Annotated in this window: 18 protein-coding genes; 11 read left to right on the forward strand and 7 right to left on the reverse strand. The window is 45.4% G+C overall.

Annotation, left to right across the window (positions count from 1 at the left end; genetic code table 11):
* Nucleotides 1-198: 198 nt before the first annotated feature.
* Nucleotides 199-1,140, reverse strand: a complete 942-nt coding sequence (locus tag AC1DFM_RS27035) for a YiiG family protein (protein WP_477079888.1) — start codon at nt 1,138-1,140, stop codon at nt 199-201.
* A gap of 188 nt (nt 1,141-1,328) precedes the next feature.
* Here AC1DFM_RS27035 and AC1DFM_RS27040 point away from each other — a divergent pair, with 188 nt between their 5' ends.
* From AC1DFM_RS27040 to AC1DFM_RS27060, 5 genes are all read left to right on the forward strand, one after another.
* Nucleotides 1,329-1,982, forward strand: a complete 654-nt coding sequence (locus AC1DFM_RS27040) for an NAD-dependent epimerase/dehydratase family protein (RefSeq protein ID WP_477079889.1) — start codon at nt 1,329-1,331, stop codon at nt 1,980-1,982.
* 339 nt (nt 1,983-2,321) lie between these two features.
* Nucleotides 2,322-3,011 (forward strand): NUDIX hydrolase, encoded by a 690-nt coding sequence (locus tag AC1DFM_RS27045; RefSeq protein WP_477079890.1) that lies wholly within the window; start codon nt 2,322-2,324, stop codon nt 3,009-3,011.
* 11 nt (nt 3,012-3,022) lie between these two features.
* Nucleotides 3,023-3,574 (forward strand): 2OG-Fe(II) oxygenase, encoded by a 552-nt coding sequence (locus tag AC1DFM_RS27050; protein ID WP_477079891.1) that lies wholly within the window; start codon nt 3,023-3,025, stop codon nt 3,572-3,574.
* A 2-nt stretch (nt 3,575-3,576) separates the two neighbouring features.
* Nucleotides 3,577-4,308, forward strand: a complete 732-nt coding sequence (locus AC1DFM_RS27055) for a metallophosphoesterase family protein (protein WP_477079892.1) — start codon at nt 3,577-3,579, stop codon at nt 4,306-4,308.
* Nucleotides 4,309-4,341: 33 nt separating this feature from the next.
* Nucleotides 4,342-5,067: a metallophosphoesterase family protein gene (locus AC1DFM_RS27060; RefSeq protein WP_477079893.1), complete on the forward strand. Its 726-nt coding sequence runs from the start codon at nt 4,342-4,344 to the stop codon at nt 5,065-5,067.
* A 31-nt stretch (nt 5,068-5,098) separates the two neighbouring features.
* Here AC1DFM_RS27060 and AC1DFM_RS27065 read toward each other — a convergent pair whose 3' ends face one another.
* From AC1DFM_RS27065 to AC1DFM_RS27075, 3 genes are all read right to left on the reverse strand, one after another.
* Nucleotides 5,099-7,654, reverse strand: a complete 2,556-nt coding sequence (locus AC1DFM_RS27065) for an outer membrane beta-barrel protein (protein WP_477079894.1) — start codon at nt 7,652-7,654, stop codon at nt 5,099-5,101.
* A gap of 102 nt (nt 7,655-7,756) precedes the next feature.
* A complete protein-coding gene (locus AC1DFM_RS27070; RefSeq protein WP_477079895.1) occupies nt 7,757-8,461 on the reverse strand; it encodes a LytR/AlgR family response regulator transcription factor in 705 nt (234 codons plus the stop codon).
* Nucleotides 8,461-9,501, reverse strand: coding sequence for a sensor histidine kinase (locus AC1DFM_RS27075; protein ID WP_477079896.1), 1,041 nt, complete (start codon nt 9,499-9,501; stop codon nt 8,461-8,463). Before AC1DFM_RS27075 ends, AC1DFM_RS27070 begins: the two co-directional genes overlap by 1 nt.
* A gap of 147 nt (nt 9,502-9,648) precedes the next feature.
* On the opposite strand from AC1DFM_RS27075, the gene AC1DFM_RS27080 reads away from it, so the two are divergent.
* Nucleotides 9,649-10,428, forward strand: coding sequence for a fatty acid desaturase (locus AC1DFM_RS27080; RefSeq protein ID WP_477079897.1), 780 nt, complete (start codon nt 9,649-9,651; stop codon nt 10,426-10,428).
* A 116-nt stretch (nt 10,429-10,544) separates the two neighbouring features.
* On the opposite strand, the gene AC1DFM_RS27085 is transcribed toward AC1DFM_RS27080, so the two are convergent.
* Both AC1DFM_RS27085 and AC1DFM_RS27090 read right to left on the reverse strand, forming a co-directional pair.
* Nucleotides 10,545-11,864, reverse strand: coding sequence for an ABC1 kinase family protein (locus AC1DFM_RS27085; RefSeq protein ID WP_477079898.1), 1,320 nt, complete (start codon nt 11,862-11,864; stop codon nt 10,545-10,547).
* A 5-nt stretch (nt 11,865-11,869) separates the two neighbouring features.
* A complete protein-coding gene (locus AC1DFM_RS27090; RefSeq protein ID WP_477079899.1) occupies nt 11,870-12,496 on the reverse strand; it encodes a TetR/AcrR family transcriptional regulator in 627 nt (208 codons plus the stop codon).
* A gap of 542 nt (nt 12,497-13,038) precedes the next feature.
* On the opposite strand from AC1DFM_RS27090, the gene AC1DFM_RS27095 reads away from it, so the two are divergent.
* Together AC1DFM_RS27095 and prfH are read left to right on the forward strand one after the other, a co-directional pair.
* A complete protein-coding gene (locus tag AC1DFM_RS27095) occupies nt 13,039-14,514 on the forward strand; it encodes an RtcB family protein (protein ID WP_477079900.1) in 1,476 nt (491 codons plus the stop codon).
* A 4-nt stretch (nt 14,515-14,518) separates the two neighbouring features.
* On the forward strand, nt 14,519-15,133 hold the full coding sequence (prfH, locus tag AC1DFM_RS27100; RefSeq protein ID WP_477079901.1) for a peptide chain release factor H: 615 nt from the start codon (nt 14,519-14,521) through the stop codon (nt 15,131-15,133).
* Nucleotides 15,134-15,280: 147 nt separating this feature from the next.
* Here prfH and AC1DFM_RS27105 read toward each other — a convergent pair whose 3' ends face one another.
* Complete coding sequence (locus tag AC1DFM_RS27105; RefSeq protein WP_477079902.1) at nt 15,281-15,682, reverse strand: hypothetical protein; 402 nt, start codon at nt 15,680-15,682, stop codon at nt 15,281-15,283.
* Nucleotides 15,683-16,355: 673 nt separating this feature from the next.
* Between AC1DFM_RS27105 and AC1DFM_RS27110 the strand changes: the two genes are divergently transcribed.
* From AC1DFM_RS27110 to AC1DFM_RS27120, 3 genes are all read left to right on the forward strand, one after another.
* The gene (locus AC1DFM_RS27110; RefSeq protein ID WP_477079903.1) at nt 16,356-16,916 is read left to right on the forward strand and encodes a sigma-70 family RNA polymerase sigma factor; all 561 of its coding nucleotides are present in this window, start codon (nt 16,356-16,358) and stop codon (nt 16,914-16,916) included.
* Nucleotides 16,917-16,970: 54 nt separating this feature from the next.
* The gene (locus AC1DFM_RS27115) at nt 16,971-18,140 is read left to right on the forward strand and encodes a FecR family protein (RefSeq protein ID WP_477079904.1); all 1,170 of its coding nucleotides are present in this window, start codon (nt 16,971-16,973) and stop codon (nt 18,138-18,140) included.
* Nucleotides 18,141-18,345: 205 nt separating this feature from the next.
* Nucleotides 18,346-21,579: a SusC/RagA family TonB-linked outer membrane protein gene (locus tag AC1DFM_RS27120; RefSeq protein ID WP_477079905.1), complete on the forward strand. Its 3,234-nt coding sequence runs from the start codon at nt 18,346-18,348 to the stop codon at nt 21,577-21,579.
* Nucleotides 21,580-21,589: the final 10 nt, after the last annotated feature.

Genomic DNA, 21,589 nt, shown 5'->3' on the forward strand with positions numbered 1-21,589 from the left:
GTTTAGTTGATCGGCCGTTTTAAACTGCTTCAGAAAGTCGTCTGATAAAAAATCTTCTGTCTTCATAAAACTATATATGCTTTAAAATTAAAAAATCGAGGTGAAACACCCCGATTTTTAGAATTTACACAGTTTATGAGATAGTGTCGGATAAGAAAAGCACCGCAGCCAATCCTGGCTGCGGTTTTTTCATGCTTATTAGTTAGTGAAGCTGTTATATCTTCCTACCATGGTATCGAGTGCACCATCGAGGCTTTCCAGTGCACGCTCATCGAGTGTACCTTTTTCTTTGGCATCACGCAATGTCTTTTTGGCCTGTAACAGGAAGTCGTGGAAGCTATCGTAGAATGATTTATAGTACGGTGCTTTGTCGGCTGCTTTGGCTGGATCTATGGCTGCGTGTGCTGCCTGATCTTTTTCCAGTGCGTCATAAGTAGTTTGTGCAGCAGCGCTGATTTTGCTGTAATCTTCTCCGCCTTTTTCCAGTTGATCAATAAAGTTGCGGACAGACTGCATATCCGTTTTCATGGCAACGATATAGTCTTTCAGCGGGCTGTCTTTCAGGATGATGATTTCGCTGGCATCAGCTACTACCTTTACTCTTTTCATCAGCACTTCTTTTACGTCGAAGAAGGCTTGTGCATCGTTGCGGATAGAATCTGCCAGGGCCATGCCTTTCGCGCCCTTGTCGTCTTTGTAATCCTGTGCTTTCAGGTAGTCGTCGAGTTTGCTGTAGGTAGCTTTCAGTTTTTCAAAAGAGCCATTAAAAGCAGCTACTTTTTCTTTGAAGAAGGCTTGATCTTCCTTATTCAGGGCATCTACCGGTTTTTCGGGAGTTACGTTACCATGTCGGATAGATCCTATCATGACAGGTTTAATGATGCTGTTCAGGCCAAATTTTGCTTCTTGTTTCAATAATTCGGCTGCGCGGTCTGCATTTTTTACTAACCGCACTACATAGCCGGTGTTTTTGTTAGAGAGGTCTACAATCAGGTTGGTGTATTCAATCACCTCATTTGCCGAGGACGCAGATTTCTCTGCATAGGCGGCGTTGCCTGATTTTCCGGTATTATTACATGACAGAACAGTGGTGAACAGCGCCAGGCTGAGCGGAATGTACAGAATAGGTTTTTTCATCATAAAAGGGTGTTGGTTTAATTCGGATTAATCAATTGCACAATAGCGTGCAGGGGCATTCTTGGGGCAAAGATATTTTTTCAGATAAGAAAAACAAAAGAAATGTAAGGTCTACCAACCAGGTAAGCGTGGCTTTCCTGCAAATTATTGGAACTAAAGATTTAATTTCAATAGCACGTAAAAAGAATCCTATGGACATTAAAGCCATTATTACAGGCAGTACAGGCATGGTAGGAGAAGGGGTATTGCATGAATGTTTAGCGCATCCGGATGTAAAGGAGGTGCTGGTCATCAACCGCCGGCCTTGCGGGGTGAGTCATCCAAAATTAAAGGAGATCATTCACGCCAACTTCTACGACATGTTGCCCATAGCGGCGCAGTTGCATGGGTATAACGCCTGTTACTTCTGTTTGGGGGTGTCGTCGGTAGGCATGAAAGAGAATGCGTATCGCCATGTTACCTACGACCTGACCATGGAAGTGGCTAAAACGCTGGCCACCATGAACCCGGATATGACTTTCTGTTATGTGTCGGGGGCCGGAACAGATGGGCGGAGTATGTGGGCCAGGGTGAAGAAGCAAACGGAGCATGACTTGCAGCGGTTGCCTTTTAAAGCTACGTATATGTTTCGCCCCGGTTATATGCATCCTACGCCTGGGTTGCAGCGTGCCCCAAAGGCCATTAAATACATCAGCTGGATGTATCCGTTTTTCAGGCGGTTTCTCCCGCAGATGGTGACCACCCTGGCGGAGGTAGGACAAGCCATGATTAACGTTACCCTGCGCGGCTATCCGAAGAAAGTGATTGAAATAAAGGACATTGTGGTGTTGGCGCATACCAAATAATATATTGGTAACCTTCGGGATAGCAGGCTATGTTATATCCCTTTCTACGTGTAACTTTACATCTTGTTACTTTAACAGTGTAACAGTTGTAGGTTATGAGATGACTGGAATATTCCTATCCCGGGTCCAAATAAAAAAAGGCGGTGCGTAAGCGCCGCCTTTTTTACGTTTAGCAGAAAGCAGAAGGCAAAAAGCAAAAAGCTATTTTCGGGGAGATTTTCGCGTATATCTTCCCGAAAATAGCTTTTTGCTTTTTGCCTTCTGCTTTTTGCTCCGGAAAAATTTAGGTTATCTCCCAAAAAAATGGTTACTTCACGTTAAATTGACGCAAACAAAAGTATGAAGGCTTTTCACGAGTATCAGAACCCCTCCCTCGCGGTAGATCTGGTGGTATTTGGTTACCACGACAATACCCTGTCCGTATTGCTGCTGAACCGTAAGGAAGAACCGTTTAAAGACTGCTGGACCCTGCCAGGGGGCTTCGTACAGATGCAGGAAACTTTTTTGGATACCTGTTCCCGTATCCTGCAAACAAAACTGGGCATGAATGAAGTATTCCTGGAACAGCTTTATTCCTTTGATGCGCCAGACAGAGATCCCCGGGGACGCGTGATAGCCGTGGGGTATTACGCCCTCATCAACCCCGCTAAATTCCAGGTAGTAGCCGGCAGCATGGCAAATGATGTAAAATGGTTCAACGTAAGAAAATTGCCCACGCTCGGATTTGACCATAAGCATATTTTCCGCCAGGCCCTGCAACGCCTGAAATCCAAGATACTTTATGATCCCGTAGGCTTTGAGCTGTTAGATGAATTATTCACCATCACAGAACTGCATGAACTCTATGAATGCGTGCTGCAAACAACGCTGGACCGCCGCAATTTCCGCCGGAAAATACTGGATGCAGCTTATGTGATTAACACCGGCTTGAAACGGGAAGGCCTGAAAAACAGGCACCCGGAACTCTATAAATTCAATAAGCAACTGAAGAAAAATAGTTTTCAAATCCATGTTCCCACAGAACCTTAACCCACTTTTGTATGGAAAAGCAAGCATATACCCCCGGCATCTTTACCTTGAAAAACTTCCTTTCCCCGGAAGAATGCGCCGGCCTTATTGAAAAAAGTGAAGCCATCGGATATGAAGAAGCCACGGTAGACGTGGGTAACGGCGTACAACGGATGATAAAAGGCGTACGAAATAATGAACGGGTATTGTATAAGGACCTTGCTTATGCTACCTTTATCTGGGAACGGCTGAAGGATTTTGCGCCGGAAGGTACTGATCAGCGGTCTGCCATAGGTCTCAACGAATTGTTCCGGTTTTATAAATATAGCCCGGGACAACGCTTTAAAATGCACAAAGACGGCAGTTTTGAGCGGAATCGTTTTGAAGCCAGTCAATATACTTTTATGATTTATCTGAACGAGGCATATACAGGCGGGGAAACCATTTTTGCCTCCGGAGAAGTAATTCGCCCGGAAACCGGCACTGCCCTGATCTTTCACCATCCACTACGGCATGAAGGAGCCTTGCTGACCGAAGGAGTGAAGTATGTGCTGAGAACAGATATAATGTACAAACAGATTTAAACATGCCCGCAACCTACGTTATAGGTGACATACATGGTGCACTGAAAGCACTGCAGCAGCTGATAACACGAATAGCGCCGAAAGAAGAAGATACCCTGATTTTTTTAGGAGATTACGTGGATGGCTGGTCAGAATCCGCAGAAGTGATTACTTACCTGATGGAACTGGAGGAGCATTACCACTGTATTTTTATAAAGGGAAATCATGACGCCTGGTGTGAATCCTGGCTGCATGGCATTATGCCGGAAGCCTCCTGGCTCCGCAATGGCGGACAAGCTACGGTGAATAGTTTTAATAAGCTATCTCCCGCAGAGCGCCTGGGCCATACCATTTTCCTGGAACAAATGAAGATGTATCATATTGATGCGCAGAACCGGTTATTTATCCATGCCGGCTTTACCTCCACGCATGGCCCGGCTTATGAAAGATTTGAACCCTCGCTATACTGGGACAGAAGCTTCTGGGAACTGGCGCTGGCAGTAGATCCGCGTATTCCGAAAGATTCATTGCGCTATCCTAAACGACTGGCCCTCTTTCACGAAGTATATATCGGACATACTCCCAGCGTGAATTACGGAGAAGATATGCCGATGATTGCTGCCAATGTACACAACATCGATACCGGCGCTGCCTTTATGGGGAAAATTTCTGCCATGAATATTGATACCAAACAGGTATGGCAAAGCGATAGGGTGCAAGGGATGTACCCGGATGAAAAAGGCCGGAATCCCTGATATATTTTCCTACCTGTTAAACTACCCGTAAACATGCCGGCAACATACGTCATCGGTGATATTCATGGTGCGCTGAAAGCATTACAACAACTGTTGACCCGTTTGGAATTGAAAGCAGATGACCAACTGATTTTTTTGGGAGATTATGTAAATGGCTGGTCCGATTCCATTGCCGTGATCACTTACCTCATGGCATTATCGCGGCAGTATCCCTGCATTTTTATCAAAGGTAATCATGACGACTGGTGCGAATCCTGGCTCAAAGGAACGCTGCCTCCCAATAGCACATTGAAAAACGGCCGCCTGGCTACCATGGCGAGCTATAATGAGTTGTCAGTCGAAGAAAGAGTGCGGCATACCGCTTTTTTTACCGCGATGAAAGACTACTATGTAGATGATAAAAACCGCCTGTTTATTCATGCTGGTTTTACGGTGACACCGGGTACCATCCCTTTTGATCATGCCATGTATAAAGACAGATCCCTCTGGGAACTGGCCCTCACTATGGATAAAAGGGTGGCTACTCATCCGGAGCTGTATCCGAGAATATTGCAGCAGTATCATGAAATTTATATCGGGCACACCCCTACGCTGATTTACGGAAAAACGATGCCGATGAAAGCGTGTAATGTATATAATCTGGATACAGGAGCCGCCTACCTGGGGCGGATTTCCGCCATGAATGTAAACACCGGTGAGGTGTGGCAGAGCGATCTGGCGATGGCGTTATACCCGAACGAAAAAGGCCGGAACGCGTAACGCATTCCGGCCTTTCAACTAAAGTAATTACTTACTGAATTACTTCCTGCATTCCCTGCATGCCTGCGCCCATATTCTTTCTCTTAAACAGGCTGGCATCGATTTTACCAAATCTGTAAGCAAAGTTCAGACGGATCATTTGAGGATCTTTTATGCGGCTGTAATACTGTGTGAAATAAGCACTTTCAGAGTACTGGTCAGACCAGCGGGATCTGAAAATGTCGTTGATACTTAAGGTCACAGAAGCTGCATTGTTTTTCAGGAAGCTCTTTTTAATGGCAGCGTCTACGCCCCAGAAAGAAGCAATATATCCCTGAGATGCGTTCTGCGACTGTTGCATCGGCGGACCTGCCTGCACGTTTTTATTATCATTTACCGGCAGGTTGGTTTTGGATTGATAAGTACCGGTCAATTGTAATTCAAAGTTGGCTGGTAACTTAAACTGGTTGTTGAGTTTGCCGAACCAGCTCCACAGGGCGTCCTGCGACTGTGTAACATTGTCGGTATTGATTTTTGAATTGTAGATATTCACGTTGGTCGACATCGTCCACCATTTTGCAAGGGTGTTCATAGACGTGAGTTCCAAACCACCGGAATAGCTGGAATTGGCATTGATATACGTATTTACCAAAATTGGCTGTTGGCTTACCGGATCGGTTTCCTTGGTCAGGTAACGGGTGATCAGGTTATTGGTATGTCTGTAATAGACAGATGCCAAAAAGGTATTGTTGCCTTTAAACGTTTTCAGGTACGACATTTCCAGTGAAGTGGTGAACTCTGGTACCAGGCCCGGATTACCTTTGGTGATATTCAACTTATCAGTAGAATCGGTGAATGGTATCAGCTGGAAGAAGTTAGGACGATTAATGCGGCGGGTATAGCTCACCTGCAGTTCCTGGCTGTTCTTCAGCTTTTGGCTTAAAAAGATAGATGGGAACAGGCTGATAGGGTAGCTGTTTTTAAAGTGCTGACCGTTGTTCAGCAAATCGCCGGAGTAATCGGAGCTTTCTGCCCGCAGACCTGCCTTATATCCAAAATTACCGATGTTGTCGGATAAGCTGGCATAAGCCGCATATACGTTATCGTTGTTTTTGTAATTGTTGGATGCGGCCGGAATCAGCACGTACTTCTTGGATTCTTCATCAAACATGTAGTTGTTGAAGTTACTTTTGGTAGTACGTACAGCAGCTCTTAAACCTGTTTCCAGTTTCATTTTGCCTTTGAACGGTTTCACGTAATCCGTTTGGATCGTCATGAAGCTCACCTTTCCGGTACCGATGATTTGTTGGATATCGCTGCCGGTGATGGCGTTATTACTGCCGAAACGATCCGTTCTGTAGTCGGAATTGTTATCACCTTTACCGCCAAAGTAGTTGAAGTCGGCGGTTAATTCTTCGCCTTCTTTAGGGAAGAGGTGTTTCATACCCAACACAATTCCATTTGCATTGAATTTGTTGTGGCCATCAGAGTTACGCTGACTCAATGATCTGATGCTGGACGCTTGCTTATAGAGGGTATCGGTATTGATATCGATATGCTCTTCAGGATTCATGGAGCCATGTACTTTGATACCGGCGATGGAAAGCGTGGTGCGGTTGGTCAGGAACCAATCCAGTCCCAGTTTACCGAAGACAAAGCCACCATTGGTTTTGTTGGCGTTTTCCTGGTTAATGGTGGTGGATGGTACATCCGCGAAGTTGTTACGATCAGTAGTACCATTGGTACGGGCTTTCATCTGGTTGCCCATTACGCTGGCGCTGATGTTTACTTTGTTCTGGCGCAGGTTAAAGTCGGCGCCGCCATTGAGCGCACCGCGTTTATCCACACCGGCCCGAAGGTTACCATTGTAGCCTGTTTTACGGTTCTTTTTCAGTACAATGTTCAGGATACCGGCGCTACCACCGGATGCATCGTATTTAGCGGAAGGGTTGGTGATCACTTCCACGTTTTCGATGGCATCGGCTGGAATCTGCTCCAGGGTGAGGGTAGTTGGGCGTCCATCGATGTAGAGCTGTGGTGCGGCATTGCGCAGTGTCACGTTTCCATCGATGTCCACATTTACGGAAGGAACATTTTTCATGACATCGAGGGCAGTCCCGCCTGCACTTACGATGTTTTTTTCCACGTTAAATACCTTCTTGTCAACATCCATTGACATCATCGGTTTGGTACCTGCTACGGTAACGCCTTGCAGCTGGGTAGTGCTGACCGCCAATTTGATGTTGCCCAGATCCTTATCAAAAGGAGGGAAGCTAACGGCTTGTTCTACAGTTTTGTAGCCGGTAGCAGTAATGCGCAGTTTCAGTGGACCTCTGGCTGGCAAATCGTCCAGGCTGAATTCACCATTCCCTTTGGTGAGTGCGCCTTTCAGCAGTTTTTCTTTCATTTTTTTGGTGAGCGTATCCATCCGATTCTGGAGTACGATCACGGAAGCATAATTGACGGGTTTCCCATCGGGGTCGATTACTTTACCGTACACGTGCCCAGTCATTCCCATCGGCATTCTGCCACCGGGACCTGCTGGAGCCTGTGCCCAGGCACTCATTGAAAGCAAAAACAGGGTGATAAACAAATAAATCTTCTGCATTTTGGTATAATTCTAATCGTGCAAAAGTATATCGTCGTATCGGATATTATAAAATAAATGAGATGAGTGGGGAAAAAAACGCTACAAACAGCAATTGTCGCATTACATCTTGCCAGCCAGCGCATATACGGCATCCCGGTAGGTATCGCCCACCGGAAGTTCCAGGCTATCCAGGAAAATACTGTTTTTCCGGATAGAAGAGATGGCGGCAACAGCCACAATATAGGATTTGTGGATACGGATGAATTTCATACCAGGCAACTGCTCTTCCATGCCCTTAATACTCATGCGTGTTATCACCGGTTTTGAGCTACTCCGGAGATGTATTTTGACATAATCTTTCAGCCCTTCAATCCATATGATGTCAGCAAATACTACTTTATGCAAACTGTAATCTACGTTTACGAAGAAGAATTCTGCGGGTTCTTTGGCAGTTTTGCCAGCGGTTCTCAGCAGAAAAAGTTCCTGTGCTTTATTGCATGCTTTGATGAAACGTTCCAGTGATACGGGTTTCACCAGATAGTCGGTAACGGCCAGGTTAAAGCCTTCCAGTGCGTATTTTTCGTAGGCGGTGATCAGGATTACGATGGGTTTTTGCGGTAAGGATTCCAGGAATTGCAGGCCGGTAAGACCAGGCATCTGGATGTCCAGGAAAATCAGGTCTACTGGTTGCTGCCGCAGTATTTCCATGGCTTCAAAGGCATTGTTACATTTCCCTATGAGCTGCAGGTAAGGCACCATGCTGATATTATCTTCCAGCAAGTCCAGCGCCAGGGGCTCATCATCTATGGCAATACACTTTATCATCAATGAAGATTTAACTGCAAGGATACTATAAACCAATCATCTTTCCGGGAGATATTCAATACATGGTCATCTCCATATAATAAATTCAGTCGCCTTTTTACATTGGTGAGGCCAATACCGCTGGTTTTATCTTTTATCTCGCCGGAAGTGGGGTTGAACCTGTTACGTACCGTAAAGAACAACCTGCCAGGGCGTGTATACAGGCTGATATCTATACAGGCATCCGCAATCAGGCCGGTACCATGTTTAAACGCATTTTCCACGAAAGGGATGAGGAGCATCGGCTCTATTTCATGAGGGTTGTCAGTGCCTTCCAGTGATACCTGGATGGCTACATTTTTTCCAAAACGCTGCTGCTGCAGGTCGATATAGCTTTGCAGGTATTCTGTTTCTTTTTGCAATGGTACTTTATCTTCATCGGCTTCGTATAACATATAGCGCATCAACGAAGACAGCTTTATCAGGGAAGGTTCCAGTACATCCGATTTTTTGCGGGCCAGCGCCACCATGTTGTTGAGTACATTGAACATGAAATGCGGACTTACCTGGGAGCGTAACAGTGATAATTCTGTTTTCAGGTTTTCGTTTTCTTTGGCGCTGTTTTTTCGCTCCAGCTCCATTTTATCTACAATCATCTTGAACGCCGTGCTGGCACAGAGTACGAGGAAAAAGATGAAAAAAGTAATGAGAATAGTGGATCTTATATCACTGTACGGGGGCACCCAAAAGCGTCTTTCAAAGCCAATGCGGCTGGCTATCATCAACGCAAATATCTCCAGCATCAGCACCGTGTATTGGGCAAATTTCTTTTTATAGATCATCCTGGGAATAAATACCCAGGCATTCAGGTAAAAGAAAACAATGAGTATCAGGTCAGTATAATACTGGTAAATGATCCAGGCTGTTTTGTTTTTAATATGATCCCTTTCCCAGGCGTCGTTGGTGGGGTGCAACAGGTAGGGGAGCGAAAAAAATAACAGCCACGCCAATATATGCCTGGCAACAACAACCCATTTTCGATGGTACCATTCTTCCTTCATGGGGGCAATTTAGAAAATTCCGGCATGGTACAGTAGCAGGTTGCGACCAATCGGAATAATTATACGACCAACTGATGATCATATTCAATAATGATTTAATTTTATATCCGAATTCCTGATTACCTCATTCTTCCTAAATTCTGGTATATGGCAGCAGCTGATATTACCCGTCAAATTGCCTGGAAAGACTTAACCCGCCTGTCTGTCCGGGAAATGCTCATCGAAAATAATATTTCTATTCCCTGGGCGCTCGGTTCCTGGGTACTGGCATATTATGGCCACTACCTGTTAGCAATGCCTTTGTCGGCTATTTTCTTCCTGACCGCATTGCGACAGGTACACAACGGTTTTCATCAATCGCTGGGTACCAATAAGCAATTGACCTGGCTGACCCTGTTTCTCAACAGCATCCTGATGATGGCTTCTATTCATGCGGTGAAATTTAATCACATCCGTCATCACAAATACTGTTTATCAGAAGAAGATTATGAAGGTAAGTCTGCCGGTATGAGCGCACTGGGCGCCATTTTCTACGGACCTAAGCATATGTGGTTGATTCATCGGGTCACCTGGCAACTGGGTAATAAGAAGTACCGTCGTAATATGTTGCTGGAATTAGCCGCCATTGCGGTATTTGCGGGGTTGGTGTTTTATTTCCAGGTACATTTCCTGATGTATCATATTGCAGTCATGCTGATAGGGGAGTTGCTGATGGCGTTTTTTGCGGTATGGAGTGTACACCACGACTGTGACCATGACACCATTGCAAGAACGCAGCGCACCGGATGGAAGAACGCCATTACTTTCAGCATGTTTTATCACCTGGAGCATCACTTATTTCCAGCCGTGCCTACTATTAAATTACCGGAGTTATGTAAACGCATAGATGATGCGTTGCCGGAGCTAGAGAAGAAGAAGACATTTTAAGAAAGCATAAAGCTAAAAGCCGAAAGCAAAAAGCTATTGTAGCGAGTGATCATTGCGAATAATTTAATACGCTTTGGTCACTCGCTACAATAGCTTTTTGCTTTCGGCTTTTAGCTTTATGCTTTTCCCAACTCCTGTATTCTTCCAGGACCTGTAATCACATTGGCTTTCAGGTCACTGAGAATAGAGTAGAGACCGAAGTAAGTACGGTTAATGTAGAGACTATGTCTGGAGCCGCGGGCTACTTTAGAGTCGCGGATTTCTTTCATGTTATACAGCTCATCCATGTAAGCATATATTTCATTGAAATACGCTTCATTACCAAAGTCGAAGTGTTCCTGTGTAAATGGTAAGGTGAGTAAATCAATCATATGCTGGAAGAGGCCGGAGAAGAATTCCACTTCTTTAGGCGTATCTGTTGGGTGGATCATTTCCAGGTTGGTATAAATCTCATGCCGCCGTTTTTCATCTTTCAATACTTCTTTATCTACCAACAGGAAATAGTTGATGTAAAAATCTTCCGGAATTTCTTTCACACAGCCGAAGTCGAAGATGCCTACGCTACCATCGGGACGCATGAGGAAGTTGCCGGGATGGGGATCGGCATGTACCTGTTTGAGGCTATGTACCTGGAACTGGTAGAAATCCCACAGGGCTTGCCCGATTTTATCTCTGGCTTCCTGGCTGGGATTAGTGAGCAAAAACTCTTTCAGGTGTTGGCCATGGAGCCAGTCCATGGTAATAATGCGATCGGACGACATTTCCGGGTAGTAGCCAGGAAACTGCAGGTTGGGAATATGTGCGCAGGCCTGAGACAGGTCCATGGAGCGACGGAGTTCCAGTTTATAATCGGTTTCTTCCAGCAGCTTGCTTTCTATTTCGTCGAAGTATTTATCCATATCTACCTCGTTCATGCCCACAATGCGGATGGCAAAGGGTTTCACGATACGCAGATCAGATTTTACGCTGTTGGCAACGCCGGGGTACTGAATTTTTACGGCCAGCTGTTTACTATTTTTAGAGGCTTTATGTACCTGACCAATGGAAGCGGCATTAGAGGCTTGCAAGTCGAAGGTATCGTATAGCTGTGTGGGTGATTTACCCAGTGTTTTTACAAAAGTATTGACTACCAGCGGACCACTCAGTGGAGGTGCGCTGTACTGCGACATGGCAAACTTCTCGGTATAAGCTTTTGGAAGCATTCCTTTGTCCATACTCAGCATCTGCGCTACTTTCAGCGCGCTACCTTTCAGGTTGCTCAGGGTATCATAAATATCAGCGGCATTATCCTGGTGTAACGCTTCTTTGGTAGTAGAAGGGTCCATCAGTTTGCGCGTGTAATGTTTGATATAATTGGTACCTACTTTAAGTCCGGTCGTAACGAATTTGCCTGCCCTTTCCACTTTAGTAGTGGGGATATTGGATTGCTCTTTCATGGTGCTTATTTCCGCGTAAAAATAAATTTCCCAAAGTCCAGCAAGCTATCCAGTGTATTGGATTTGATCAGCTGGAAGCTCAGGTTGACTGCTTTTTCAATGGCAGCATCGGTCATTTCAAATTGGTTGCTGGTGTCATCCAGCCAGTATTTCAGTACAAACAGTGCCTGTAACCAGAAGCCGTGTACATATTGATCAGAGATGTATTTTCTTTCTTTGATTTCGCTGGATTGGTAGCCTTCTTTCACCAGGTCACTTACGTAGCTGTTGAAGGCATGACGGAAGGTGTCTAGTTTATTGCGATAAAAATCCGGTAAGCGGAAGTGTTTGCGTTGCAGGAGCAGGTAGCTGCGGTCTTCTTTTAGTTTCTGTACCCAGAGGAAATAGAAGGCCAGTAATTTTTCCTGTGCATTGTATTGTTGGTAAATGTCGTCTGCCTGCAGTTGTTCCAGTGTTTGTTGGAAAATGGCCAGCCAGATATCTTTTTCTACTGCTTCCAGGGAACTGTATTGCTCGTAAAAGGAAGCTTCGGTGATGTCTACAATTTTGCAGAGTGCATAAACAGATACGGGCGCTTTGCCGTTTTCCAGCCAATACACTTTGTAAGCGTTGCGGATGAGCTGTTTGTCCATAAGAAAAAGTTTTACTATTGTTGAAATAACCCGTCCGGAGCGGGGTACCGGAGGTTAAAAATTACGGGTATACAAATTTACGTCACGCCGGGTTATAAACCCTGTTTTATCTCGGCGGAAAATGTTAAAATCTGCAGCAAGAGAAGATCCATAAAGAAGAAAAAGAAAATGGATGTTTGGTATTTCAGAAATAAATATATCTTTGCACCCGAATTCCTTTTTTTCATTTTTAAAATTACAAGGAATCATGACAGAACATACCCACATATCGCCCCTTTCGCTTCTTGCCTGATCAGGCAAACGTCGTACATTACTTTTGCATAAGCCGGAGTTATAAAGTCGTGAAGGTCATACACTACCTGTGTAAGCCCAGCCTTTTTATATCTTTTTTATAGGCAGATGATAATCGCTATATCGCATTTGCGGTGCGTACATCACCTGCGCGGAATCATATATGCATATACGTTATACCTACCGTTTGCTGCTCACCTACCTCAGCGAAAGTTGACCCCTCTTGCGGGAAAAATTATCTTTTTTATTTCATGATTACGTCAGTAAATACTGATGTAACCCTCGTGTGCGCACCAAGTATAGCGGCACACCCAAACGACCATTTTATGGGCAGCATAAAAACAAAAGAACTTAGTAAAATAGGTTATACCAACGACAGGGCCAGAAGCCTTGTCATCAACATTATGTCCCGGCATTTCAAGCATCACAGCAAGCCGGAAATAATAGAACTATTAACAGCTATCAAAGCAGATCCTGCGAAATACCGGGCCGATGAAGTGCTGGGGAAAATAGCAGAAACTTTCATGGATGAGCCGGTGGAATGTAATTTTCAGTCGTATGAACTGCTGGAAAAAACCGGGCAGTTAAAATTATACGGCGCCAAAGAAATAGAGCGCTCTGCCAAACAGCAAATGGAACTGGCCATGTCGTTGCCGGTCACCGTACAGGGCGCTTTAATGCCCGATGCACATACCGGTTACGGATTACCCATTGGCGGCGTATTAGCCACACAAAATGCGGTGCTGCCTTTCGCCGTTGGCGTAGACATTGGTTGCCGCATGGCGCTCACCATCCTCGACGAGGGAGAAAGCTTTTTAAAACGTTTTTCTCATCAGGTGAAAGTAGCGTTGAAAGAATACACGCACTTTGGCATGGAAGGCGGACTGGAATTTTCGCAGGAACATGCGGTATTAGACAGCCCGGTGTTTCAATACACCGAGCTGCTGAGAAAGCTGCAGGCCAAAGCAGCGCGACAGCTGGGATCTTCCGGCAGCGGCAACCACTTCGTAGAGTTTGGATTGATCGAATTGCAGGAATACAATGCCTTACAATTGCCGCCAAAAAAATACCTGGCGTTGTTATCGCATTCCGGCAGTCGTGGCCTTGGCGCCAACATTGCGCAACACTACACCAGCATCGCCATGGATACCTGCAAACTGCCACGCTCAGCGCAGCAGCTGGCATGGCTGGATATGAACACCGAAGCCGGACAGGAATACTGGCTGTCGATGAACCTGGCCGGCGATTACGCCAAAGCCTGTCACGACCGTATTCACATCAACCTCATCAAGGCGCTGGGGTTGCAGTCGCTCGCCAAAGTGGAAAACCACCACAACTTCGCGTGGCAGGATACGCTGGCGGATGGCCGTTCGGTGATCATTCACCGCAAAGGCGCTACGCCCGCACATGCCGGCGAAATGGGTATCATCCCCGGTAGCATGTGCACGCCTGCTTATCTCGTGATGGGGAAAGGCGTGGACAATGCCTTATACTCTGCCTCTCACGGCGCAGGCCGTGCCATGAGCCGTAAAAGAGCCAAAGAAAACATGACCGTTTCCGGCATGAAGAAAATGCTGGCCAATGCAGGCGTAACCCTCATCGGTGGCAGCGTAGAAGAAAATCCGCTGGCATACAAAAACATCGATCAGGTGATCGCTGCGCAGCAGGAATTAATTGAAATACAAGGCCGGTTTATGCCAGCCATTGTAAGAATGAATAAAGATTAAGTATATGGAACAAATGATTATACAGATCACCTCAGGACGCGGCCCGGCAGAATGTTGCCGGGTAGTGGCCAGGGTACAGGAGCGCATGATAAAACAGGGCCGCGCTGCGGGCATCGACATTACCGTACTCGAAAGTATTAAAGGAGATATCAATGGTACCTTGTTTTCTACTACGTTACTCGCAAAAGGTAATCAGATGACTGCTTTCCTCAAAGAATGGGAAGGCACCGTACAATGGATTGCGCAAAGTCCTTACCGCAAATTTCACAAACGTAAAAACTGGTTTGTGGGTGTATCGGTATTTGATGTGAAAAAGCAATTGCTGTGGAATCCGAAAGATGTAACGCTGGAAACCTGTCGTGCTGCGGGCCCCGGCGGGCAGCATGTCAACAAGGTAGAAACTGCGGTACGTGGTATACACCGTCCCAGCGGATTACAGGTGTTAGCGATGGATAGTCGCTCGCAGCTACAGAATAAACAACTTTGTCTCGAGCGACTGGAAGCTAAGTTCCTGGCCTGGCAAACGTCGTTGCTGGTGAGTCAGCAGCAAAGCCAGTGGCAGGAGCATAATGAACTGGAGAGAGGGCAGGCGGTGAAGGTGATTAAGGAAGCGTTGTAGGTAGATGGAGTATCTGAGTGAGTTTGATGTAGGGGGGCTTCTATTTTGAGTAGAACGTCCGGTGTTTTAACAGATCGGAATCGATGTAGAGGGACGTAATTATTACTGAGAATGAAATAATAAAGCCCGGTATACCGGGCTTTATATCTATGCTTGTTGTTCAAGACATTGTTGTAACATTTTATGAAACTCATCCTCTGTTATGTTATTTTTCTCTGACTTATCATAAACTGATAAAACATATACTGTTTTGTCAATAACAAGTACTTTCACAATAACACGGGCTCCATCTCTTTCGCCACTTTTTTTATCGGAGATTTTCATTCTTATTTTATAACAATCTTTTCCCAAAGATTGATTCCCCGTTATCGGATCAGCCTTAAGCCTTTTTTGAAGCTCATAAAAATCATCCCTTATGTTGGGATACTTTTTCTTTAAGTCGGTAGCTTCTTTGACAAATAATGTGGTGGTGAATATTTTATAATTCGCGGAGGAATTCGTCGAATGTTTGGGCTGGTTTGCGTCCGGCGTGAATTTCTTTTGCTTCATGCAAGCTATGCATTATTTTATTAATTCGCCTTTTGGCTTTAAATCTAACAATGCACCTTTTGATCCAATTGGGGGTTGGGTCCGGAGAAGAATTTTTTAATGTCTTCCCAGATCTAACACTTTTGATCTTTAATTCAAGTACATGTGCCATAATTAAGCAATTAGAGGAATTAATCACTGAACGAGTCGAGCGTAAATAACAGAAGAATTAGCACCAGATAAATTGAGTATAAATCTTATCATAGAAGTAAGATATACAGCCATTTATACTGTGAAAATACCACAAAAAGAGAACAAAGATTTAATTTTTATCGGTTATCGACTATTTCTGTCAGTAAAATTCCTTAGTGGTTATTTGAAATTATTGATAGTGAGTATATTTAAACATGTGTTTTTTTTGTAAGTGTATCTGGCTCATTCTTTCATCACACGGGCTTTTTACTGCCACTTTCAATCATTTTGTGCTGGTCTCAGCAACTCTCCAATAAATACACTTGGCTTGATTGTTACGTACCATTTTGTAATTACTTTCTTACACTTTTTTCTCTTTATGGTTTTTATAAATAGGGTTTATGTATGAGGCGTTTTAATCAATCCCATTTAACATCAATAAAGAAAATCCACTTGTTTTTCACTATTTTCACAGCAACCACATATCAACCAACTACCACACGTGGATGAACTGAGTGACATAGCGCTATTACAAAGACTGCAACAGGCCGATGAATCGGCCTACACCGAAATATTTCACCGTTACTGGGAGAAGCTATATGCCATCGCTTATAATCGCCTGCGTGTACGTACTGCCGCAGAAGATGTAGTACAGGAAGTATTGGCTAGTTTATGGGCGCGAAAGGAGGCGCTGGAAATACGTCATCTTTCCGGTTACCTGGCTACGGCTACCCGTTATGCGGTATTCCGCCAGATGAGCCACTTGCTGCCGGATCAACCACTAGATAACCCGGAGGTGATGCAGCAGCTGGTAGCGGTTCCGGATATGGATCATCTCGACTATTGCCGGTTACAGGAACGATTGGGCATGGAAATAGCCCGGCTTCCGGAAAAATGCCGCCTCGTATTTTTGTATAGCCGGAAAGAACAATACAGTAATAAAGAAATTGCTGCCGCCATGCAGCTGTCCGAGAAAACGGTAGAAGCCCATCTTACCAAGGCTTTGAAGCATTTGCGCGTACGCTTGAAGGACGTATATCCTTATCTTTCTTTCTTCTTCTGAAAAATATTTTAATCCGGACTAAGGGTAGAACAGGTATTTCTGTACTCTACTATTATGCAGCATTTAAAAAACCTGATTCAACGTTATCTGAAAGGCAAAGCTACGCCCGAAGAAGCCAGTGCACTCCACGACTGGTACGATAGCTTCGATGATAGTGAAGTACCGCTTCCCCTGGAGCCGGGAGAAGACCGGCAAATGCTGGAGCAACGGTTGTTGAACCGGTTGCGGCCTGTTATGAAAGAGCCGAAAGCGGAAGGCGAAAAGCAAAAAGCAATTGTAGCGAATGAGGAGAGTGAAAGGATACCACGTTATCGTCGTTACCTCGTGGCGGCATCTGTAGCTGCAGCAGTAGGAGTAGCGGGTGTTGTTGGGTTAAAGCTCCGGTATTCATCTCCCCAAAAAAATATTATAGCAGTAAATACCCCGCGGAAAGAGGTGCCTCCCGCTAATAAAAAAGCGGTACTCACCTTGGGTGATGGCAGTACCATTGCCCTGGATGACGCGGCCAATGGAGCTATCGGCAAACAAGGCGGCGCCAGCGTCATCAAAAATACCGCCGGACAACTCTCGTATGAAGCAGGCGATGCCAAGGCGGAATTGGTATATAATACACTTTCCGTGCCCCGTGGTGGCCAGTTTCAGGTAACATTGCCGGATGGCACCAAAGTATGGTTGAACTCCGCCTCCTCCCTGCGTTATCCTACCGCTTTCACCGGTGCCGAAAGAAAAGTGTTGCTACAGGGACAAGCCTATTTTGAAGTAGCCGGTAAAGCAGGGCAGCCATTTAAAGTACAGGCCAATGAAATGGAAGTACAAGTGTTGGGGACCCGCTTTGATATGATGGCCTATGCCGACGAACCTACTATCAACGCCACGTTACTGGATGGAAAAATAAAAGTGCAGGATAAAATCCTTCGCCCAGGTCAGCAAGCCGTGCTAGCGCTTTCCGGGCATCAGTTAACGGTAAAAGAAGCAGATATCAACAAAATCATGGCCTGGAAAAATGGGCTGTTTGTATTTAATAATATGGATTTGCCCACCATACTCCGGGAAATAGCCCGCTGGTATGATGTGGAAATAGTTTATAACACCGCCCCCGGTAAAGAGCTGTATGGTGGCGGTATTAGCCGGAATCTTAATTTATCAGCTGTATTGCACGTATTGGAAGAAAACGGAACAAATCACTTTAAAAGCGAAGGAAATAAAGTTATTGTATTACCGTAAACGTCTGTAAATAAAAATGGAGAACTAAATTTTTGAACAATGGAAAACCGGAGGTGCGGACACACCCCCGGCAAAGTCCAGCATCCTGTAAGATCCGTCGAATGATCATTTAAGAATTCTAAACCTTATTAAAAGTATGGATTTAAAATTTAAGGAGAAGCCATTTCTCCCAAAGGGACTTTTATTAACCAAAATTTTGCGGGTGATGAAAATAACCACCTGGCTCATCCTGGTAGCCTGCTTACATGTAAGCGCCAGGAGTTTTTCACAACAGGTAACCCTCTCTGTGAAAAATATGCCCTTACAAAAAGTATTTGCAGAAATAATTCTGCAATCCGGCGCCACCATCGTGTACAACGAGTCGGCACTGAAGAATGCCCTCCCGGTTACGTTGGAGGTAAATGGGGCCTCTGTACAAAGTGTACTGGAACAATGTCTGCAGCACCAACCCGTTACCTTCACCCTCAACGATGGTGTATTTGTCATTCGTCCCAAAGCATTGCCGCCGCCAACAGCCACTGATACGCTGGGCAAAATATCAGGTAGCGTAAAAACAGCCGATGGCATACCATTGCCCGGCGCCACCGTAATGGTAAAAGGGACGAGCAGAGGTAACGCTACCAATAGCAGCGGCCAGTTTACTGTAACCGCCAACGCCGGTGAAATACTGGTATTCACTTTTACCGGCTATGATAAACAGGAACTTCCCGCCCGGCAAGGGATGCTGGTAGTCATGAAATCAGGGAACAGTCAGCTGGATCAGGTGATCGTAGTAGGTTACTCCGATAAGAAAAAGAGTGAACTCACCAGCGCCGTAGCCGTAGTAGATGCTACTAAATTGAAAGATGTTACCACCAACGATGTAGGGACTATGCTACAGGGAAAAGTGGCCGGCCTGCAGGTGGTAAGTAGCTCAGGTGTGCCCGGCGCCGCCGCTGAAATACGTATGCGTGGCATTTCTTCGGTGAATGCGTCCCAAAGTCCGCTGGTAGTGGTAGATGGTATCATCGGTGGTAACTATGATCCGAATGATATTGCTACCGTAACGGTACTCAAAGATGCCGGCGCCACCGCTATGTATGGCTCTCAGGCCAATGCCGGCGTTATTATCATCACCACCAAGAGAGCGGCCTCCGGTAAAACACGCTTTGAAGCAAAGATCACTACCGGGTTTCGTACACCCGATTTCGGTACCATGGATATGATGAATGGCAGCGAATTATACGAACGCCAGAAAGAATTTTATCGGGATTATATCCCCGGCGCTACGGATAATTCCTATAAAATAGACCTGGTGAAATTTTACAACGAACGTCCGCTGTCGCTGAAAAATCAGAACTATAACTGGTTAACAGATATGTTCCGCCGCGCACCTATGCAGAACGTATATGTATCTGCCAGTGGTAAAACAGACAAAGCAGATTATTATCTCGGACTCTCTTACTACAATGAGAAAGGTACTTTCATGAATACCAATTATCAGCGGGTTAATCTGAGAGCCAATTCTACCTATCACTTCACGAAGAACATCAGCCTGACCAACAACATTAACCTCAGCGGCGCTTTCGGTAAAACATACGACTACAACGATATGTATTACGCTTTCCTGAACATGCCCTGGGATAATCCATACGACAGCAGCGGCAAAGCGCTCTACGTAGATGGAAACGCGCCTTTTAAATGGTGGTCGCGCGATAAAGTAAATCCGATACATACCATTCAAAATTCTGAGCACCCTTATAAAAATTTCGATGTGAATTATGATATGGGGCTCAACATCGGCATCACCCGCTGGCTCACGTTTTCCAGCACCAATCGCTTATCGCTGGGATACAACAAAAATAAAACCTGGTATTCTCCACAGGTAGCAGGGCAGTATCACGGCGATGGCTATCTGAATGAACAAAGCACCCTCAACTACGGCTATATCTCCAACAACCTGTTGAAAGTAGATTTCCATATGGGCGATCATCGGATCAGTGGCCTCGCTGGTGTGGCTTTTGAAGGAAGCAATGGAGAGATATTGGGCGCTTCCGGAAAAGGTATTCCGGTAGGGCTGAAAGTACTGAACGTGGTATCCCGTAATCAGCAAGTGTTTGGAAGCGTGAACGAAGCCATTATTCAATCGTTTATTTCGCAGGTGAACTATAGCTACCTGGATAAATATTTCCTCACCGGATCATTCCGCGTAGATGGTTCTTCCAACTTCCCTTCCAGCAACCGTTATGCGCCTTTCCCGGCTATATCTGCTGCGTGGTTGGTGAGCAATGAAGATTTTTTGAAAGATAATGAAGTGTTCAATAATGTGAAACTCCGGGCCAGCTATGGGGTTACCGGTACGCAGGATATTGGGTCGTCGCGTTACCTGGCCTTGTTTTCACTGACAGGACAATATTACCAGCAAACCGCTGCTACACCTTCTCAGTTGCCTAGTCCGGACCTTACCTGGGAAAGTAAATACCAATGGAATGGTGGTATCGATATCGGGTTGTTTAAACGGATAGACCTTAGCGTAGATGTGTATAACAACGTCACTAAAAACCTGTTGCTGCAGGTATCACAACCATTGTCTGTAGGCTTTGAAACCCGCTGGGAGAACGTAGGACAGCTGGTGAATAACGGGATCGAACTAGGCATCAGCAGTTTGAATGTGCGTGCCGGAAAATTCCAGTGGAACACTGATTTCAATATCAATTTCAACACGAACCGCTTGCAGCAGTTCCCCGCGAATATTATCACCACACAATCTACCTGGAGTATTTCACAGATTTACCGCAACGGTGGTAACCTGTATGAATTCTATATGCCGAAGTGGCTTGGGGTAGATAAGCAAACCGGTGCGCCTTTATGGGAAGTGATAGAGAAAGATGGCACCAGGAAATCCACTTCTAATTACGCCAGTGCTACCTACCAGGAAGTTGGATCTGCCTTGCCTAAATTCCAGGGTGGTATGACCAATACCTTTAGCTATAACGGTATTTCGCTGGGTGTGAATATCTATTTCTTATCAGGCAACAAAGTATATAGCAACAACCTGCGCTTCGTAGAAAACGATGGCAACGAGCCTTATTACAATCAGGTGAATTTGCCTAAAGGCAGCAGCACCTGGAGTAAGCCCGGCGATGACGCTACGGAACCCAGTCCGCAGAACTCAGCCAATTCCACGCAAACGTCTACACGCTTTTTGAAAGATGGTAGCTTCCTGGCATTGCGCAATATCCGGTTAAGTTATGAACTGCCGCAGCAACTGGTAAGCCGGTTAAACATGGAAGGAATCACCGTGGGTTTCACGGCCGACAACGTGCATACTTTCACCAACTTCTTAGGACAGGACCCGCAAACGACTATTACGCCCGGATCACAGGTGATGCCCGGCGTATCGGACTTCAAGTATCCGAATAATCGTCAGTACCTGTTCAACATTAATTTCAGATTTTAAACTGCCCTGT

The organism is Chitinophaga sp. 05T412 (assembly GCF_056396465.1).

Bases quoted from the DNA above. Each gene is read 5' to 3' on its own strand.
- AC1DFM_RS27035 (WP_477079888.1), bottom strand. From the start codon at position 1,140: ATGATGAAAAAACCTATTCTGTACATTCCGCTCAGCCTGGCGCTGTTC.
- AC1DFM_RS27040 (WP_477079889.1), top strand. From the start codon at position 1,329: ATGGACATTAAAGCCATTATTACAGGCAGTACAGGCATGGTAGGAGAA.
- AC1DFM_RS27045 (WP_477079890.1), top strand. From the start codon at position 2,322: ATGAAGGCTTTTCACGAGTATCAGAACCCCTCCCTCGCGGTAGATCTG.
- AC1DFM_RS27050 (WP_477079891.1), top strand. From the start codon at position 3,023: ATGGAAAAGCAAGCATATACCCCCGGCATCTTTACCTTGAAAAACTTC.
- AC1DFM_RS27055 (WP_477079892.1), top strand. From the start codon at position 3,577: ATGCCCGCAACCTACGTTATAGGTGACATACATGGTGCACTGAAAGCA.
- AC1DFM_RS27060 (WP_477079893.1), top strand. From the start codon at position 4,342: ATGCCGGCAACATACGTCATCGGTGATATTCATGGTGCGCTGAAAGCA.
- AC1DFM_RS27065 (WP_477079894.1), bottom strand. From the start codon at position 7,654: ATGCAGAAGATTTATTTGTTTATCACCCTGTTTTTGCTTTCAATGAGT.
- AC1DFM_RS27070 (WP_477079895.1), bottom strand. From the start codon at position 8,461: ATGATAAAGTGTATTGCCATAGATGATGAGCCCCTGGCGCTGGACTTG.
- AC1DFM_RS27075 (WP_477079896.1), bottom strand. From the start codon at position 9,501: ATGAAGGAAGAATGGTACCATCGAAAATGGGTTGTTGTTGCCAGGCAT.
- AC1DFM_RS27080 (WP_477079897.1), top strand. From the start codon at position 9,649: ATGGCAGCAGCTGATATTACCCGTCAAATTGCCTGGAAAGACTTAACC.
- AC1DFM_RS27085 (WP_477079898.1), bottom strand. From the start codon at position 11,864: ATGAAAGAGCAATCCAATATCCCCACTACTAAAGTGGAAAGGGCAGGC.
- AC1DFM_RS27090 (WP_477079899.1), bottom strand. From the start codon at position 12,496: ATGGACAAACAGCTCATCCGCAACGCTTACAAAGTGTATTGGCTGGAA.
- AC1DFM_RS27095 (WP_477079900.1), top strand. From the start codon at position 13,039: ATGATTACGTCAGTAAATACTGATGTAACCCTCGTGTGCGCACCAAGT.
- prfH (WP_477079901.1), top strand. From the start codon at position 14,519: ATGGAACAAATGATTATACAGATCACCTCAGGACGCGGCCCGGCAGAA.
- AC1DFM_RS27105 (WP_477079902.1), bottom strand. From the start codon at position 15,682: ATGAAGCAAAAGAAATTCACGCCGGACGCAAACCAGCCCAAACATTCG.
- AC1DFM_RS27115 (WP_477079904.1), top strand. From the start codon at position 16,971: ATGCAGCATTTAAAAAACCTGATTCAACGTTATCTGAAAGGCAAAGCT.
- AC1DFM_RS27120 (WP_477079905.1), top strand. From the start codon at position 18,346: ATGAAAATAACCACCTGGCTCATCCTGGTAGCCTGCTTACATGTAAGC.